Below are 14,290 nucleotides of genomic sequence, written 5' to 3' on the forward strand. Positions count from 1 at the left end.
ATGTTCAGCGCACCGCCTGTACAAAAAGTTTCTGTGGTCATCCCTGTCTATAACGAACAGGAGAGCCTGCCCGAACTGATCCGTCGTACAACCGCCGCCTGCGACACGATGGGCAAGGCTTATGAAATTCTGCTGGTAGATGATGGCAGTAGCGATAATTCCGCGCTGATGCTGACAGAGGCCGCGCAGGCCAAAGGCAGCCATATTGTTGCCGTGCTGCTCAACCGCAACTACGGCCAGCACTCGGCGATTATGGCGGGGTTTAGCCACGTTACGGGCGATCTGGTCATCACCCTGGACGCTGACCTGCAAAACCCGCCGGAAGAGATCCCGCGTCTGGTTGCCAAAGCCGATGAAGGCTATGACGTGGTCGGCACGGTACGTCAGAACCGTCAGGACAGTCTGTTTCGCAAGCTGGCCTCACGCACCATCAACCGCCTTATCCAGCGCACGACCGGTAAAGCGATGGGCGATTACGGCTGCATGCTGCGCGCCTACCGCCGACATATCGTCGACGCGATGCTGCACTGCCATGAGCGCAGCACCTTTATTCCGATCCTCGCCAACACCTTTGCCCGCAAGGCAACGGAAATTCCGGTTCTGCACGCCGAGCGCGAGCACGGGGAATCGAAGTACAGCTTTATGCGTCTCATCAACCTGATGTATGACCTCATCACCTGCCTGACCACCACGCCGCTGCGTCTGCTGAGCGTGTTCGGCAGCATCATCGCCGTGGCCGGGTTTGCGCTGTCCGTTCTGCTGGTGGTGCTGCGACTGGTCTTTGGCCCGCAGTGGGCGGCGGAAGGGGTCTTCATGCTCTTTGCCGTGCTATTTATGTTCATCGGCGCCCAGTTTGTCGGGATGGGCCTTCTCGGTGAATACATTGGCCGTATCTATAACGATGTTCGCGCGCGTCCGCGCTACTTTATTCAACGTGTTGTCCGTCAGGAACACAAAGCATCTCAAGAGGAAATTCACCCATGAAAGCTGTTGTATTTGCCTATCACGATATGGGGTGTACGGGCACGCTGGCCCTGCTGGAAGCGGGCTATGACATTGCGGCAATCTTTACCCATCCGGACACGGCCGGAGAGAATAACTTTTTTGGCTCCGTGGCGCGTATCGCCGCCGAGCGCGGGATCCCGGTTTATGCACCGGACGACGTCAACCATCCGCTGTGGGTGGAGCGCATCCGCGCGCTCGCGCCTGACGTAATCTTCTCGTTCTACTATCGCAACCTGCTTTCCGACGAGATCTTAGGCCTGGCCGCAAAAGGCGCCTTTAATCTTCATGGTTCTCTGCTGCCCGCCTACCGTGGCCGCGCGCCGCTGAACTGGGTGTTGGTGAACGGTGAAACGGAAACGGGCGTGACGCTGCACCGCATGGTGCGCCGTGCGGACGCGGGCGCTATCTTGGCACAGCAGAAGGTCGCTATTGATGCGGACGAAACTGCGCTGCAGCTGCATCAAAAGCTGAATGCGTCGGCACAGACGCTGCTGCGTGATGCACTTCCAGGTATTCTCAACGGCACCTTCAGCGAGACCGCGCAGGACGAGAGCAAGGCAAGCAGCTTTGGCCGCCGCGCGCCGGAAGATGGTCGTCTGGACTGGAACAAGCCTGCTCGCCAGCTGCACAACCTGGTGCGTGCCGTGACCGACCCGTGGCCGGGCGCGTACAGCTTTGCTGGCGTAAGCAAATTTATCGTCTGGAAATCTCGCGTGCGTGACGATATCTCGGCTGCCAAACCGGGCACCGTCGTCTCTGTCTCTCCGCTGATTGTAAGCTGCGGCGAGCAGGCGCTGGAGATCGTCACCGGACAAACCGACAACGGCCTGTACGTGCAGGGCACGCAGCTGGCACAGTCTCTGGGTCTGGTGGCCGGAGCGCTGATTACAAGCGCGCCGGTGGTTGCCATCAAGCGCCGTACCCGCGTGCTGATCCTCGGCGTGAACGGCTTTATCGGTAACCACCTGACGGAACGTCTGCTTAAAGACGATAACTACGAAATCTACGGTCTGGATATCGGCTCTGACGCCATCAGCCGTTTCCTCGATAACCCGCGTTTCCATTTCGTGGAAGGGGATATCAGCATCCATTCCGAATGGATTGAATACCACATTAAAAAATGCGACGTGGTGCTGCCGCTGGTCGCCATTGCCACGCCAATCGAGTACACCCGTAACCCGCTGCGCGTGTTCGAGCTGGACTTCGAAGAGAACCTGAAGATCATCCGCGACTGCGTGAAATACGACAAGCGCATCATCTTCCCGTCCACGTCTGAAGTGTACGGCATGTGTACCGATAAGAACTTCGATGAAGACACCTCCAACCTGGTGGTTGGGCCGATCAACAAACAGCGCTGGATTTACTCCGTCTCCAAACAGCTGCTGGACCGCGTGATTTGGGCCTACGGTGAGAAAGAAGGCCTGCGCTTTACCCTGTTCCGTCCGTTCAACTGGATGGGCCCGCGTCTGGATAACCTCAACGCGGCGCGTATCGGTAGCTCCCGTGCGATCACCCAGCTGATCCTGAACCTGGTGGAAGGCTCGCCAATTAAGCTTATCGAAGGCGGGAAACAGAAACGCTGCTTTACGGACATCAGCGACGGTATTGAAGCGCTGTTCCGCATCATCGAAAACAAAGATAACCGCTGCAACGGCGAAATCATCAACATCGGTAACCCGGAAAACGAAGCGAGCATTCGCGAGCTGGCAGAGATGCTGCTGGCCAGCTTTGAGCGCCATCCGCTGCGCGACAAGTTCCCGCCGTTTGCCGGTTTCCGCGAAGTGGAAAGCAGCAGCTACTATGGTAAGGGCTATCAGGACGTTGAGCACCGTAAGCCAAGCATTCGCAACGCGAAGCGCTGCCTGAACTGGACGCCGACGGTGAAGATGGAGCAGACCATTGACGAAACGCTCGATTTCTTCCTGCGCACCGTGGAGCTGTCGGAACAGGCCTCATGAAAAAAGTCGGTTTACGCATTGATGTCGACACCTTCAGGGGAACGCGTGACGGCGTACCCAAACTGCTGGAACTGCTGAACAAACACGATGTGCGTTCCAGCATTTTCTTCAGCGTGGGGCCTGACAACATGGGACGCCATTTATGGCGTCTGATTAAACCGGCATTTCTGTTCAAAATGCTGCGCTCGCGCGCAGCATCCCTCTACGGCTGGGATATTTTGCTGGCCGGCACCGCCTGGCCCGGCAGACGTATCGGCGCGGGTAATGAAGCCGTTATCCGTGAGGCGGCGCGGCATCATGAGGTGGGTCTGCACGCCTGGGACCACCATGCCTGGCAGGCCTGGGCGGGCGTCTGGGATATCCCGCGCCTGTCCCGTGAGGTCGAGCGTGGGATGCTGGAGCTGGAGGCCATTACCGGTCAGCCCGTGCGCTGCTCCGCCGTGGCGGGATGGCGCGCGGATCAGCGCGTCGTGAAGGCCAAGGAAGCCTTTGCGTTTCGCTACAACAGCGACTGCCGCGGAACCGGACCTTTTTTGCCGCTGTTAGGCGAAAATCGCTACGGAACGGTGCAAATTCCGGTTACGCTTCCCACCTGGGATGAAGTGGTCGGGCGCGAGGTGAAGGCGGATGAGTTCAATCGCTACATTCTGGACCGCATCCATCGTGACGCCGGCACGCCGGTGTATACCATCCATGCCGAAGTGGAAGGGATTGCGTATCAGCATGATTTCGATGAACTGCTGACGATGGCCGCTCAGGAGGGTATTGAATTTTGCCCGTTGAGCGAGCTGCTGCCGGACGACCTCAGCACCTTGCCCGTGGGCAAAGTCGTACGCAATGAAATGGCTGGCCGGGAAGGCTGGCTTGGCTATCAACAAACCGTGAGTCCGGTCCCATGAAAACAGCCCGTTATGGCTTAGCGCTTTTCGCACTGTTTATCGTTTACTACCTCATTCCGGTCGATATTCGTCTGCTCTGGCAGCCTGATGAAACGCGCTATGCGGAAATCAGCCGCGAAATGCTGGCATCCGGAGACTGGGTAGTCCCGCATTTTCTGGGGCTGCGTTACTTTGAAAAACCGATTGCTGGCTACTGGATCAACAGCATCGGGCAGATGCTGTTCGGGCACACCAACCTCGCCGTGCGCGCCGGTTCTATATTCTCCACCGGGTTAGCGGCGCTGCTGGTCATCTGGATGGCATGGCGTCTCTGGCGAGATAAGCGGACCGCCATTTTCTCCGGTCTTATCTTCCTGACCCTGTTCCTGGTGTATGGCATCGGCACGTATGCGGTGCTGGATCCTATCATCACCCTGTGGCTGGTGGCGGCGATGTGCAGCTTCTGGCTGGCCTCACAGGCCCAAACCGTTGCCGGAAAAGCGGGTGGCTATGTGCTGCTTGGGCTGGCCTGCGGGATGGGGGTGATGACCAAAGGCTTCCTGGCGCTGGCGGTTCCGGTGATTGGCGTGCTGCCGTGGGTGATTGCCCGGAACCGCTGGAAAGAGGTGCTGGTTTTTGGCTGGCTCGCGATCCTGAGCTGTGTGCTGATTGTTCTGCCATGGGGGCTGGCTATTGCGCAGCGTGAGCCTGACTTCTGGCGTTATTTCTTCTGGGTTGAGCATATTCAGCGTTTTGCCCAGAGCGACGCGCAGCACAAAGCCCCGTTCTGGTACTACGTGCCGTTCCTGATCGCGGGCAGCCTGCCGTGGCTGGCGCTTTTGCCCGGTGCGATTCGTCTCGGCTGGAATGACCGACAAAACGCGGGGGGCGGGTTCTATCTGCTGGGTTGGGTGGTGATGCCGCTGCTGTTCTTCAGCATCGCCAAAGGCAAGCTGCCGACCTATATCCTGCCGTGCTTTGCCCCGCTGGCTATCCTGATGGCGCGCTATGCCTGCCTCGCGGCGGAAAAAGGTGCCAGAGCGTTACGCATTAACGGCGGGATTAACCTGGCGTTTGGCGTCATCGGCGTGGTGGCCGCGCTGGCGGTCTCGCCGTGGGGGCTGTCGAAGCATCCGGTCTGGACGTCGGTCGAACTGTATAAAGTGTTCTGCGCGGTGGTGGCGTTCCTCATCTGGGCCGCGGTAGGCTGGTTTACCTTCAGACAGAGCCAGCAGCGCTGGTGGCTGGCGGCACTGTGCCCCGCAGGGCTGGCGCTGCTGATTGGTTTTGCCATTCCTAACCTGGTGGTGGATTCCAAACAGCCGCAGTCGCTGGTGGATACCGTGCGCGAGCCGCTGCAGGAGAGTCGATTCGTGCTGGCCAATAACGTTGGCGTGGCCGCGGGCCTGGCGTGGGAGCTGAAGCGCAGTGACATCACCCTGTTTGGTCAGAGCGGCGAACTGCGCTACGGGCTGGATTACCCCGATGTGAAAGATCGTTTTGTCAGTGAGGACGACTTCGCGCAGTGGCTGGCAACGCATCGCCAGCAGGGCCGCGTGTCGCTGGTGATGCTGCTCTCAAAACGCGACGATATTTCACGGGCGAATTTACCGCAGCCGGACAATCTCTATATCCAGGGGCGTCTGGCCTTGCTGGAGTACCTGCCGAAGTGATGACCTGGATCTGGCTGATACTGGCAAGCCTGCTCAGCTGCGCGGGACAGCTGTGCCAGAAACAAGCCACCCGTCCGGCGAAAGCCGGGCGGCGCGGGGCGCACATCGCGCTGTGGCTTGGCCTGGCACTGCTGGCGCTGGGCAGCGGGATGCTGGTCTGGCTGGTGGTGCTGCAACGCCTGCCTGTCGGCATCGCGTACCCTATGCTGAGCCTCAATTTTGTCTGGGTGACGCTGGCGGCGAAGGCGTTCTGGCGTGAGCACGTTGCTGCGCATCACTGGCTGGGGGTAGGGTTCATCATCATTGGGATTGTTATCCTGGGAGGGAGCCTGTGAAGGGTGCATTCTGGGCCTTATGCAGCGTGCTGTTAGTCAGCATTGCGCAGCTGCTGCTGCGCAATGCCATGCAGGCACTGCCACCGGTCAGTGAGATCCTGGCGTTTGTTTCCGCGCTGTGGCACTTCTCGTCCGGCACGGGCGCGCTGCTGCTGGGGTTGACGGGGTACGTGGCCTCGATGGGCTGCTGGTATCTGGCGCTGCATCGCATGGCGCTCAGCAAAGCCTATGCCCTGCTGAGCCTCAGCTATATTCTGGTGTGGGCCGCCGCGATCCTGCTGCCCGGCTGGGGAGAACGCTTCTCCTGGCACGGGCTGGTGGGCGTCGGGTTTATTATTCTGGGTGTGTTAGTGATTTTTCTGCCCCGAACGTCCCAACGTGAATAATCGACTCGGTGGTCAGGGTGTAAGGGGTCGATGTGCAGACGGCAAGGCTCAGCGAGCCGACCTGTAGCTGGCTGACCGCGTGCGTCTGCGCCGTGCTGTCGATGCTGACAATCTGCCAGGCGCTGCCGCCACGCTGTTTCACAATCGCTTCTTTCCGCGTCCAGATACGCCAGAAGGCGGAAAGCCGTTCCTCGGGCGCTTCACGCTCCAGCTCGTCATGCTCCGTCATGCTGAATACCGCATTAGCCAGCGCCTGCCAGTTCTTCCTCGGGCGAATCACTTCGATATCGCAGCCGACCTCGCCTTCATCGCTCATCAGCAGGGCGATATCGTCACCGCTGTGGCTCAGGTTGAACCACAGCGGATGACCCTTCGCAAAGGCCGGTTTGCCCTGCTCGCCGTAAATGATGTCGGGGAGCGGGTGAGGGGATAACGTTCTGGCGAGCAGCGTTCTCCCGGCCAGCCAGGAGGCCTGTCGGGCACCCTGAGGCGCCCTGTCTGCGAGCGCTGACGCCAGCGGGTCCGCGCAAAGGGTGGAGATTTTTCCCAGTACAAACTGGTACATAGTTACGCCCAGCGTTTAATGATAATCGAGGTGTTGATGCCGCCAAACGCGAAGTTATTGCTCTGCAGATACTCGCAGTCAATCTGACGGGCTTCCCCCATAATATAATCTAAAGCACCGCATTGCTCATCCGGCTGCGTTAAATTGAGCGTCGGGGCAAACCAGCCTTCACGCATCATCTGCAGACTCATCCACGCTTCCAGCGCGCCGCAGGCACCCAGCGTGTGGCCAAAATAGCTCTTCAGCGAGGACACCGGCACGCTGTCACCGTAGATGGCGGCAGTGGCCTGGCTTTCGGCGATATCGCCGCGATCGGTGGCGGTACCGTGCGCGGAGATATACCCCATATCCCGGGCGCTTAATCCCGCCATGGCCAGCGACTGCTCCATGCAAATCTGCATGGTGTCACGCTGAGGCTGGGTGATATGGGCCGCGTCACAGTTGGTGGCAAAGCCCACGATCTCACCGTAGATCGTGGCCCCGCGCGCTCTGGCGTGCTCCAGCTCTTCCAGAATCAGGGTGCCTGCGCCTTCCCCAATGACCAGACCATCGCGCTGCGTATCGAACGGTGAAGGGGTGGTTTTGGGTTCGTCGTTACGCTGGCTGGTGGCAAACAGCGTGTCAAACACCGCCGCTTCAGACGGACACAATTCTTCCGCGCCCCCCGCGACCATCACGGTCTGATACCCGTGGCGAATCGCCTCCCAGGCGTAGCCAATCGCCTGGCTGCCGGAGGTACAGGCGCTCGACGTCGGGATCACGCGGCCGCGTAACCCAAAGAACAGGCCGGTATTCACCGCCGTAGTGTGCGGCATCATCTGGACGTAGGTTGTCCCGGTGATGTTATTGGTGTGCTTTTCGGTGAGCATGGTCGCGAATTCGCTGACCGGACCGGTGCTGCCTGTCGAAGAACCGTAGGCGATACCGGTTTGACCGTTGGTGAGCACCGCTTCGCCAATCAGCCCCGCCTGTTCCAGCGCCAGCTCGGTGGCGCGGGTCGACATCAACGACACGCGGCCCATGGCGCGAATACGCTTGCGGGTATAGTGTTCCGGCAGCGTGAAATCGTCGATCGGCGCGCCCAGCAGGGTATGCAGACCATCATACACCTGCCATTCCGGCATTTTACGCACCGCGTTTTCATACGCCAGCAGCCTGCTGGAAACGGATTGCCAGCTTTCGCCAAAGGCGGTCACGCCGCCCATGCCCGTAATCACCACGCGACGCGTCATAGCATGCCTCCGTTAATGGAAATGACCTGGCGGGTAACGTAGCCCGCAATATCTGACATCAGATAGCTTGCCAGCCCGGCGACCTCTTCAGCCTGACCCATCCGTTTCATTGGGATGATGGACATGGCTTCCTTCAGCGCGGCTTCTTCCATCTCAATCATGCCGGTATCAATCAGCCCCGGGGCAATGCAGTTGACGGTGATTTTGCGTTTTGCCAGCTCAATCGCCAGCGCTTTGGTGGCGCCGATAATGCCCGCTTTGGCCGCGCTGTAGTTCACCTGCCCGCGGTTGCCCATCACACCGGACACGGACGATAAGGTGATAATGCGCCCCCCTTTACGGGTGCCAATCATCGGCATAATGCAGGGGTGAATGACGTTATAAAAACTGTCGAGATTGGTGTGGATCACGCTGTCCCAGTCGTCTTCGCTCAGCGCCGGAAAGGCGCCGTCGCGCGTAATTCCGGCGTTGCTGACCACGCCATACCATGCGCCATGGGCTTCAATCTCCTGCTCCAGCACCTCGCGGCACTGTTCGCGGTTGCCCACATCAAAGGCGAGTAAACGACCGTTGCCACCCGCCTGCGTGATGGCGTCCAGCGTCTCCTGCGCGCCTGCGGCATCACGATGGTAATGCACGCCTACGGTAAACCCGTCGGCGGCAAGCTGACGAGCGATGGCGCGCCCTATGCCTTTGCTGGCCCCGGTGACCAGTACGGAACGACTCATGCGTTAGATCCCTGATTAAAAAGCGATGTTAATTCTTCTGCGCTCGGCTGGAAGGTGTTGACCCGGCCCGTGGCCAGCGTCTCTTCATTCGCGGAAATCGCGCATTCAAAACTGCCGAAGCGTTCGTCCTGCATCAGCAGCTTAACGGTGATGTCCAGCGTCAGGCCTTTGGCGAAACGCCCGCTGGCGCAGACCAGCTCGCGCGCGCCGAGCACCATGCCCAGCGCGATATGATCCTGCCCCTGCTGCTGACGATGCCAGCCTGACCAGACGCCAACGGTCTGCGCCATCAATTCGAGCGCGTACCAGCCCGGCAGGTCGCCATCGGCATTGAGAAACGGCGCCAGCACGCTTTGCCCGTTGACCGCAACGCGGCAGACCGCCGTGTCGTCCGTAACGTTCTCAACGGATCCCAGCAGCATCATTGGCGCCTCGTGCGGCAAATAGGCTTCGGGTGATAAGTAGCTCATGAGGCTCTCCCCAGGAGGATGCTGGCGTTATTGCCGCCAAACGCGAACGAGTTAGACAAAATGACCGACTTTTTCAGAGCGGTGCGCTGGTGCAGCAGGCCGCACGACGCCAGCGTGTCGTCCGGCGCGTAGCGGGCGAAGTCCTGCGGCGGCAACGGCAGATCGCGCGTCAGAATCAGCCAGCTCAGGGCCGCTTCGGTAATGCCGGCGGCGCCCAGCGTATGGCCGGTAAGGTGTTTGGTTGAGCTGCACGGCACGCTTTCCCCGAAGAGATCGTGAATCACCTGCGATTCAATCTGATCGTTGAGCGGCGTGGCCGTGCCGTGCAGGTTGATGTAGCCGATATCCTGCGGCTGCATGCCCGCTTCGTTAAGCGCCTGCGCGATAGCCCTTATCGCCCCTTCACCCTGCGGATGCGGAGCGGAAATATGGTACGCATCGCTGGATTCGCCCGTTCCGAGCAGCGCCACGTCCGCGGACTCCCGGCTCAATACCATCAGCGCGGCGGCTTCACCAATGGTGATCCCCCGGCGGTCGCGACCAAACGGCTCGCAGAGCGTAGGGGAGAAAGATTCAAGGCTGTTAAAGCCGTTGACGGGCATCCGGCTCAGGGTATCGGCTCCGCCGACAATGGCGATGTCCACCAGCCCGGCTTCAATCAGACGTTTGCCGCCGATCATCGCCCGCGCGCTGGAAGAGCAGGCCGTGGAGATCGTATAGGCCGGGCCTTCGAGCTGAAGCCAGTTGGCGAGGAAGCGGGACGGATCGCCAAGCTCCTGCTGCGGATACTGCCAGCGCGTGCTCGCTTCGCCATGGGTCATGTGGCGCACGTGCTCATCGCCTTCGTCCAGCCCGGAGGTGCTGGTCCCCAGCACCACGGCCACGCGGTCGCGACCGACGCGGGCGATGGCCTCGTCAACGGCGGGCTGAATCTGCGACAGCGCGGCCAGCAGAAGCTGGTTATTGCGGGTGCGGTGTGCGGCGAAGGCGTCCGGGATGGGCGGAAGCTCGCCTTCCACGCCGCCCAGTACGGCTTCGGGTAAACCCTGCAACCAGCCGGTCCGGGCGTGCATCCCCGGCGCCACGCCTGCCGTCAGGTTCGCGGCAATCTCGTCAGGCGAGTTGCCCAGCGCGTTGACCATGCCAACAGCGGATATATAAATCATCTCAGTCACCCAGATATTGAATGGTGATGTGGTATTTAAAGACGTGTTGCTCGATGCTGATCGGCTCGCGCTTGCCTTTGCGCTGCAGGTAGACAATTTCCGTCACCAGCTTGCCGCTGGCGTTGCGCAGCTCGCGCCGATCGCCATTGTCCGTTAACGTCCAGCCCTTCGGCAACTGCGGCTGCCAGGCGCTAATCGGCCAGTGGCTGAGCATCACGTCGGCCAGCACCTGGCTGGCGGGCGGCAGCTGCGGCACGACGATAGACTGCTCGGTATGAATACCGGTCTCATCGTAAGTCGCCAGGAACAGGCGAATGCCCACGGAAGAGAGCCCGGCCAGCGTCACCTTATGCGCATTCGCGTTGAGCATCACCAGCAGGGACTGCGTTTGTCCGTTAAAGCTGCCGGTCAGCAGCTGCTGGGAGCTTACCGCCGGGCTGATGCCGGGCGGCGGTAGCGTCACTCTGGTGCCCGGCTGGAGCCAGGCCTGAGGCCGCGTCTCTTTGGTATCGGTCGAATGGCTGCAGCCCGCCAGCAGCAGCGCCGCGGCCAGCGCAACGGCGCGATAAAAAGCGTTCATTTACGTTTTCTCTCTTTCTTATCCGGCATCGCCAGCGGAGCCAGCAGGAAGGCGGTAAAAATACCGCTCACCAGCACGATGCCAAAGCTGCTGATGGCCTGGGTGGCGCTGAAGACGAGCATGCCCAGCGTCAGCAGCGTGGTCATCATGGCCAGCGTAATCGCCAGCATTGAGGTCAGCGGCGTACCGCGCGGGTTGCTGAAAAACAGCGTGTAGTTAATGCCAATGCCGAGCACCAGTACCAGAGCCAGCAGTGAGAACAGATTCACCGGGTGGCCCGTTGCGGCCAGCACCGCCAGGCCGCAGCTCAGCGACAGCACGGACGGCACCAGGCTTATCAGCCCTTTACGCCAGCCGAGGCGCAGCATCGCCCCGCAGGCAATCACTGCCAGCGCGGCAAACAGTAGCCCCGTCAGCAGCGTGCGGTAGAGGGCAAACAGGCTGTCAAAGCTGGCTTTGCGATCGGCCCAGACGACGCCGTCATGGCGCGCGGCCAGTTCACCGAGGTAAGCGCTGTTTTTCGCGCCGTCCACCGGCACCAGCACGCCGCTTTCCCCGTTGGGCAGGGTCAGCCAGAGCAGACGCCAGCCTTCGCTGGCCGGGCTTTTAAGCCACGCGTCCACGCTGACCGGCATGGCGGCGAGATTCGGGGATACGGCGTTGAGCCCGGCGCTTTTCAGCACGTTAGTTACCGCAGGGGCAGCCTCGCGCAGCAGCGTAAGATCGCTTTTCTGGCGGGCCAGCGAGTTCAGCGGCAGCGTACGCCAGCGGGCAATCTCTCCGGCTTTCTGCGCCTGTGCCAGCGCCGGGGTAAAGGCTTCCAGCCGCTCCAGCGTTTGCTGAGGCGAGGCGCCATGCACCACAAACCATTTCTGATCGACGCTCTGTCCGGTCAGGGCGGTAATGGCCTTCTCCTGCGCCAGAATATCTTTCGGCAGGGCCTGCAGCTGGGCGATGTCGTCGTCCACCCTCAGGGTGCTCATCCCCACGGCGGAGAGCAGCGCCAGCGCGACGGGCAAACCCACGGACAGTTTTTTATTGCGTCGCCACGCGGCCAGCCAGCGCAGCATGATAACCATCAGCGGAACCGGGCGCACCGGTAAACCCCGGCACAGCCACGGATGCCAGAAAATCACCGTCAGGCAGGAGGCGCTCAGCCCCACGGCGGCGAACACCGCCATCTGGCGGATCCCGGGGAAGGGGGCCAGCATCATAATCAGGTAGGCGGCGACGGTCGTCAGCAGCGCCAGCAGCAGCGCATTGCGTACTTTCGCCAGGCTTTGCCAGGGGGAATATTCCGCGCCGTGCACCATCCGTTCGGTCAGGTAGTAGAGCGTGTAGTCGGCTGAAATACCGATGATGCTCATGCTCATCACCAGCGTCATCAGGTGCAGTTCGCCAAAGAGCAGCAGCGTCACCACCGTACCCGCCAGCGCGCCGATGGCAATCGAGAGCACGCTCAGCAGCAGCGGGCGCAGAGAGCGGAACACCGCCACGATGAGCAGGAACACGCCAAGCAGGGTGGCGATGCCCAGCGTCGAGACGTCGCGTTTGGCCTGCTGGCTGGCGTAATCGCTGTAGAACACGGTCCCGCGCGAAAGCAGCTGCGCCTGCGGGAAACGCGCTTTTAGCCTCTCCTGCAGCGCGTTAAGCGTCGTCACCAGCCGGTGGGTCTGCTGCATATCAAATGACGAGCCCGCCAGCTCGCCGTGCAGCAGATACCAGTAGTTTCCCGCCTCATCCTGTGTGACCAGCCAGCCGTCCATCAGCCGCAGCTTCTGGCCGTTTTGCGCCAGAGCGAGCTGCGAGCCGCGCATCAGCATCAGGGGATCGTTTTGCAGCTCTTTGCCGCTGACGCCGGAAAAGGCCGAATAGAGCTGAGATAAAATCCACTGCGCCTGCGCTTCTCCGCCGTTTTGCAGGCGGGCGCGGGTGGCGGGATCGATCAGGCCATTTCGGTGCTGCCAGAAGAACTCTCCCCAGGCCTTTTGCCCGGCGGCGTCCATCGGGCCTTTGACCTCGCTGAGCGAATCGCTGCTTTGCAGCAGCGCCAGCCACTGCTGCGCCACGCGCGGATCGGGCTCTTTGCCAGGGCTGACCAGCCAGACCAGCTGGCGGTCGAGACGCTGCATAAACCCGTCGTTGAGCGCCGGCGGGATCGCCCCCAGCGTCTGCTTCGGCAGCATGGCCAGCACGCTGCTGTTCAGACGCGCGCCGGGCAGCAGCGACAGCAGCACGCCCAGCAGAATCAGGCATAGCGTGGCCCACAGCAGCGCCGGGCGCAGGGATTTACGGTGCGGCAAAGCGTTGGCGTTCGTCATCGGTCAGGCTGGCGGGCGTCAGTTGGTGGCGTGAAAGGGCGATATCGGTACGGTCGCCCTGTTTGTCGTTGAGGCGAATCGTCTCCAGATAGGTCGCGCCGCCCAGATCGAGGGTGGCGAAAATCTTGTCCAGCGGCGTCGTTTTTGGCGTAAGCACCAGCGACCAGCGGCCGGCGCCCAGGTCTTTAAAATCGATGCGGAAGTTCTCTTCAAGCACCCTGCGGTCGGCCTGGAACAGGGCCCGCAGAAGATGGTTGAACTGGAACATCTGCGGATTATTGTCGGCGGTGACGGTCTGCGGCGGCTGGCCGTTAATGGCCTGAACCATCCGCCTGTCGTCCAGCAGGAGCGTCATCGGAAACGGCGCTTTTTGATCCCACAGCAGGCCGCTGTCGCGGGCGATCAGCATCTCGCCCTGCGAGCGCAGCGGCTGTGGCATATCTTTTATTGTGCGAACCTGTTCGAAGTGCGCGCGCACGACGGGCTGCCCGGTGAAGCGCTGCTGCAGTTCATCCAGCGTCACGGCGCTGACCAGCGGGCTGACGATCAGCGCCAGCAAAGGCAACCATCTCATGGCGTCACTCCCATTCGTTCAAACAGTATTGCCGGGCTCACAAAGCACATTTCGCGGGTGGCTTCTTCCACCGCTACCTGGATGGTGTAACCGGTGGTGGTGCGTTTGCCGGTCTGCGCATCGAATATTTGATAGGCAATGCGCAGGCGGTTTTCATACTCTTCAACGTGCGCGCGGACGCGAATACGCTGCTCAAAGGTCACCGCATCGCGGTATTTCACCCGGGTATCGACGACGGGCCAGACGTAGCCGGAGGCCTTCATCTGGCGATAGCCGTAGTCAAACTGATTGAGCAGCGCCTCGCGGGCGATCTCAAAGTAGCGGAAATAGTTACCGTGCCAGACCACGCCCATCATATCGACGTCGTGGAACGGAACGGTGATCTCAACTTCAGTCGTAAAGCGGGGATCGGTCAGCAC

General features: G+C 60.9%; 15 protein-coding genes. 6 read left to right on the top strand and 9 right to left on the bottom strand.

The annotated features are described in order from the left end of the window. The 6 genes from arnC to arnF are packed head-to-tail and all read left to right on the top strand — an operon-like array spanning window position 1 to window position 6,235. The gene (gene arnC / locus ACZ6J2_RS17025) at window positions 1–984 is read left to right on the top strand and encodes an undecaprenyl-phosphate 4-deoxy-4-formamido-L-arabinose transferase (RefSeq protein ID WP_058842009.1); all 984 of its coding nucleotides are present in this window, start codon (window positions 1–3) and stop codon (window positions 982–984) included. Further along, window positions 981–2,963, top strand: a complete 1,983-nt coding sequence (gene arnA / locus ACZ6J2_RS17030; protein ID WP_471726279.1) for a bifunctional UDP-4-amino-4-deoxy-L-arabinose formyltransferase/UDP-glucuronic acid oxidase ArnA — start codon at window positions 981–983, stop codon at window positions 2,961–2,963. The genes arnC and arnA overlap by 4 nt, the downstream gene beginning before the upstream one ends. Beyond that, window positions 2,960–3,862, top strand: a complete 903-nt coding sequence (gene arnD, locus ACZ6J2_RS17035; RefSeq protein ID WP_471726280.1) for a 4-deoxy-4-formamido-L-arabinose-phosphoundecaprenol deformylase — start codon at window positions 2,960–2,962, stop codon at window positions 3,860–3,862. The genes arnA and arnD overlap by 4 nt, the downstream gene beginning before the upstream one ends. Further along, on the top strand, window positions 3,859–5,514 hold the full coding sequence (gene arnT, locus ACZ6J2_RS17040) for a lipid IV(A) 4-amino-4-deoxy-L-arabinosyltransferase (RefSeq protein WP_471726281.1): 1,656 nt from the start codon (window positions 3,859–3,861) through the stop codon (window positions 5,512–5,514). The genes arnD and arnT overlap by 4 nt, the downstream gene beginning before the upstream one ends. Next, window positions 5,514–5,849 carry a 4-amino-4-deoxy-L-arabinose-phosphoundecaprenol flippase subunit ArnE gene (arnE, locus tag ACZ6J2_RS17045; protein WP_039263049.1) on the top strand — a complete coding sequence of 112 codons (336 nt, stop codon included), beginning with the start codon at window positions 5,514–5,516 and terminating at the stop codon, window positions 5,847–5,849. The genes arnT and arnE overlap by 1 nt, the downstream gene beginning before the upstream one ends. Next, window positions 5,846–6,235: a 4-amino-4-deoxy-L-arabinose-phosphoundecaprenol flippase subunit ArnF gene (arnF, locus tag ACZ6J2_RS17050; RefSeq protein WP_471726282.1), complete on the top strand. Its 390-nt coding sequence runs from the start codon at window positions 5,846–5,848 to the stop codon at window positions 6,233–6,235. Before arnE ends, arnF begins: the two co-directional genes overlap by 4 nt. Here the strand turns inward: arnF and acpT are convergent. From acpT to ACZ6J2_RS17095, 9 genes are read right to left on the bottom strand one after another with little or no spacing between them, the layout of a single operon-like run. Next, a complete protein-coding gene (acpT, locus tag ACZ6J2_RS17055) occupies window positions 6,183–6,800 on the bottom strand; it encodes a 4'-phosphopantetheinyl transferase AcpT (protein WP_471726283.1) in 618 nt (205 codons plus the stop codon). The two genes, arnF and acpT, sit on opposite strands and share 53 nt — an antisense overlap. Window positions 6,801–6,802: 2 nt before the next feature. Then, window positions 6,803–8,032 carry a beta-ketoacyl-ACP synthase gene (locus ACZ6J2_RS17060; RefSeq protein WP_058842005.1) on the bottom strand — a complete coding sequence of 410 codons (1,230 nt, stop codon included), beginning with the start codon at window positions 8,030–8,032 and terminating at the stop codon, window positions 6,803–6,805. Continuing rightward, on the bottom strand, window positions 8,029–8,760 hold the full coding sequence (locus ACZ6J2_RS17065; RefSeq protein WP_032662188.1) for a 3-ketoacyl-ACP reductase FabG2: 732 nt from the start codon (window positions 8,758–8,760) through the stop codon (window positions 8,029–8,031). The genes ACZ6J2_RS17060 and ACZ6J2_RS17065 overlap by 4 nt, the downstream gene beginning before the upstream one ends. After that, the gene (locus ACZ6J2_RS17070) at window positions 8,757–9,230 is read right to left on the bottom strand and encodes a hotdog family protein (protein WP_471726284.1); all 474 of its coding nucleotides are present in this window, start codon (window positions 9,228–9,230) and stop codon (window positions 8,757–8,759) included. Before ACZ6J2_RS17070 ends, ACZ6J2_RS17065 begins: the two co-directional genes overlap by 4 nt. Continuing rightward, window positions 9,227–10,396, bottom strand: a complete 1,170-nt coding sequence (locus tag ACZ6J2_RS17075) for a beta-ketoacyl-[acyl-carrier-protein] synthase family protein (protein ID WP_471726285.1) — start codon at window positions 10,394–10,396, stop codon at window positions 9,227–9,229. The genes ACZ6J2_RS17070 and ACZ6J2_RS17075 overlap by 4 nt, the downstream gene beginning before the upstream one ends. A 1-nt stretch (window position 10,397) precedes the next feature. Beyond that, the gene (locus tag ACZ6J2_RS17080; protein ID WP_471726286.1) at window positions 10,398–10,976 is read right to left on the bottom strand and encodes a DUF3261 domain-containing protein; all 579 of its coding nucleotides are present in this window, start codon (window positions 10,974–10,976) and stop codon (window positions 10,398–10,400) included. Then, window positions 10,973–13,297, bottom strand: a complete 2,325-nt coding sequence (locus ACZ6J2_RS17085) for an MMPL family transporter (RefSeq protein ID WP_471726287.1) — start codon at window positions 13,295–13,297, stop codon at window positions 10,973–10,975. Before ACZ6J2_RS17085 ends, ACZ6J2_RS17080 begins: the two co-directional genes overlap by 4 nt. Beyond that, window positions 13,266–13,871 (bottom strand): outer membrane lipoprotein carrier protein LolA, encoded by a 606-nt coding sequence (locus ACZ6J2_RS17090; RefSeq protein WP_205916375.1) that lies wholly within the window; start codon window positions 13,869–13,871, stop codon window positions 13,266–13,268. Before ACZ6J2_RS17090 ends, ACZ6J2_RS17085 begins: the two co-directional genes overlap by 32 nt. After that, a complete protein-coding gene (locus ACZ6J2_RS17095) occupies window positions 13,868–14,290 on the bottom strand; it encodes an acyl-CoA thioesterase (protein WP_023309526.1) in 423 nt (140 codons plus the stop codon). Before ACZ6J2_RS17095 ends, ACZ6J2_RS17090 begins: the two co-directional genes overlap by 4 nt.

The sequence above is a fragment of the Enterobacter sp. E14S genome (genome assembly GCF_055666685.1).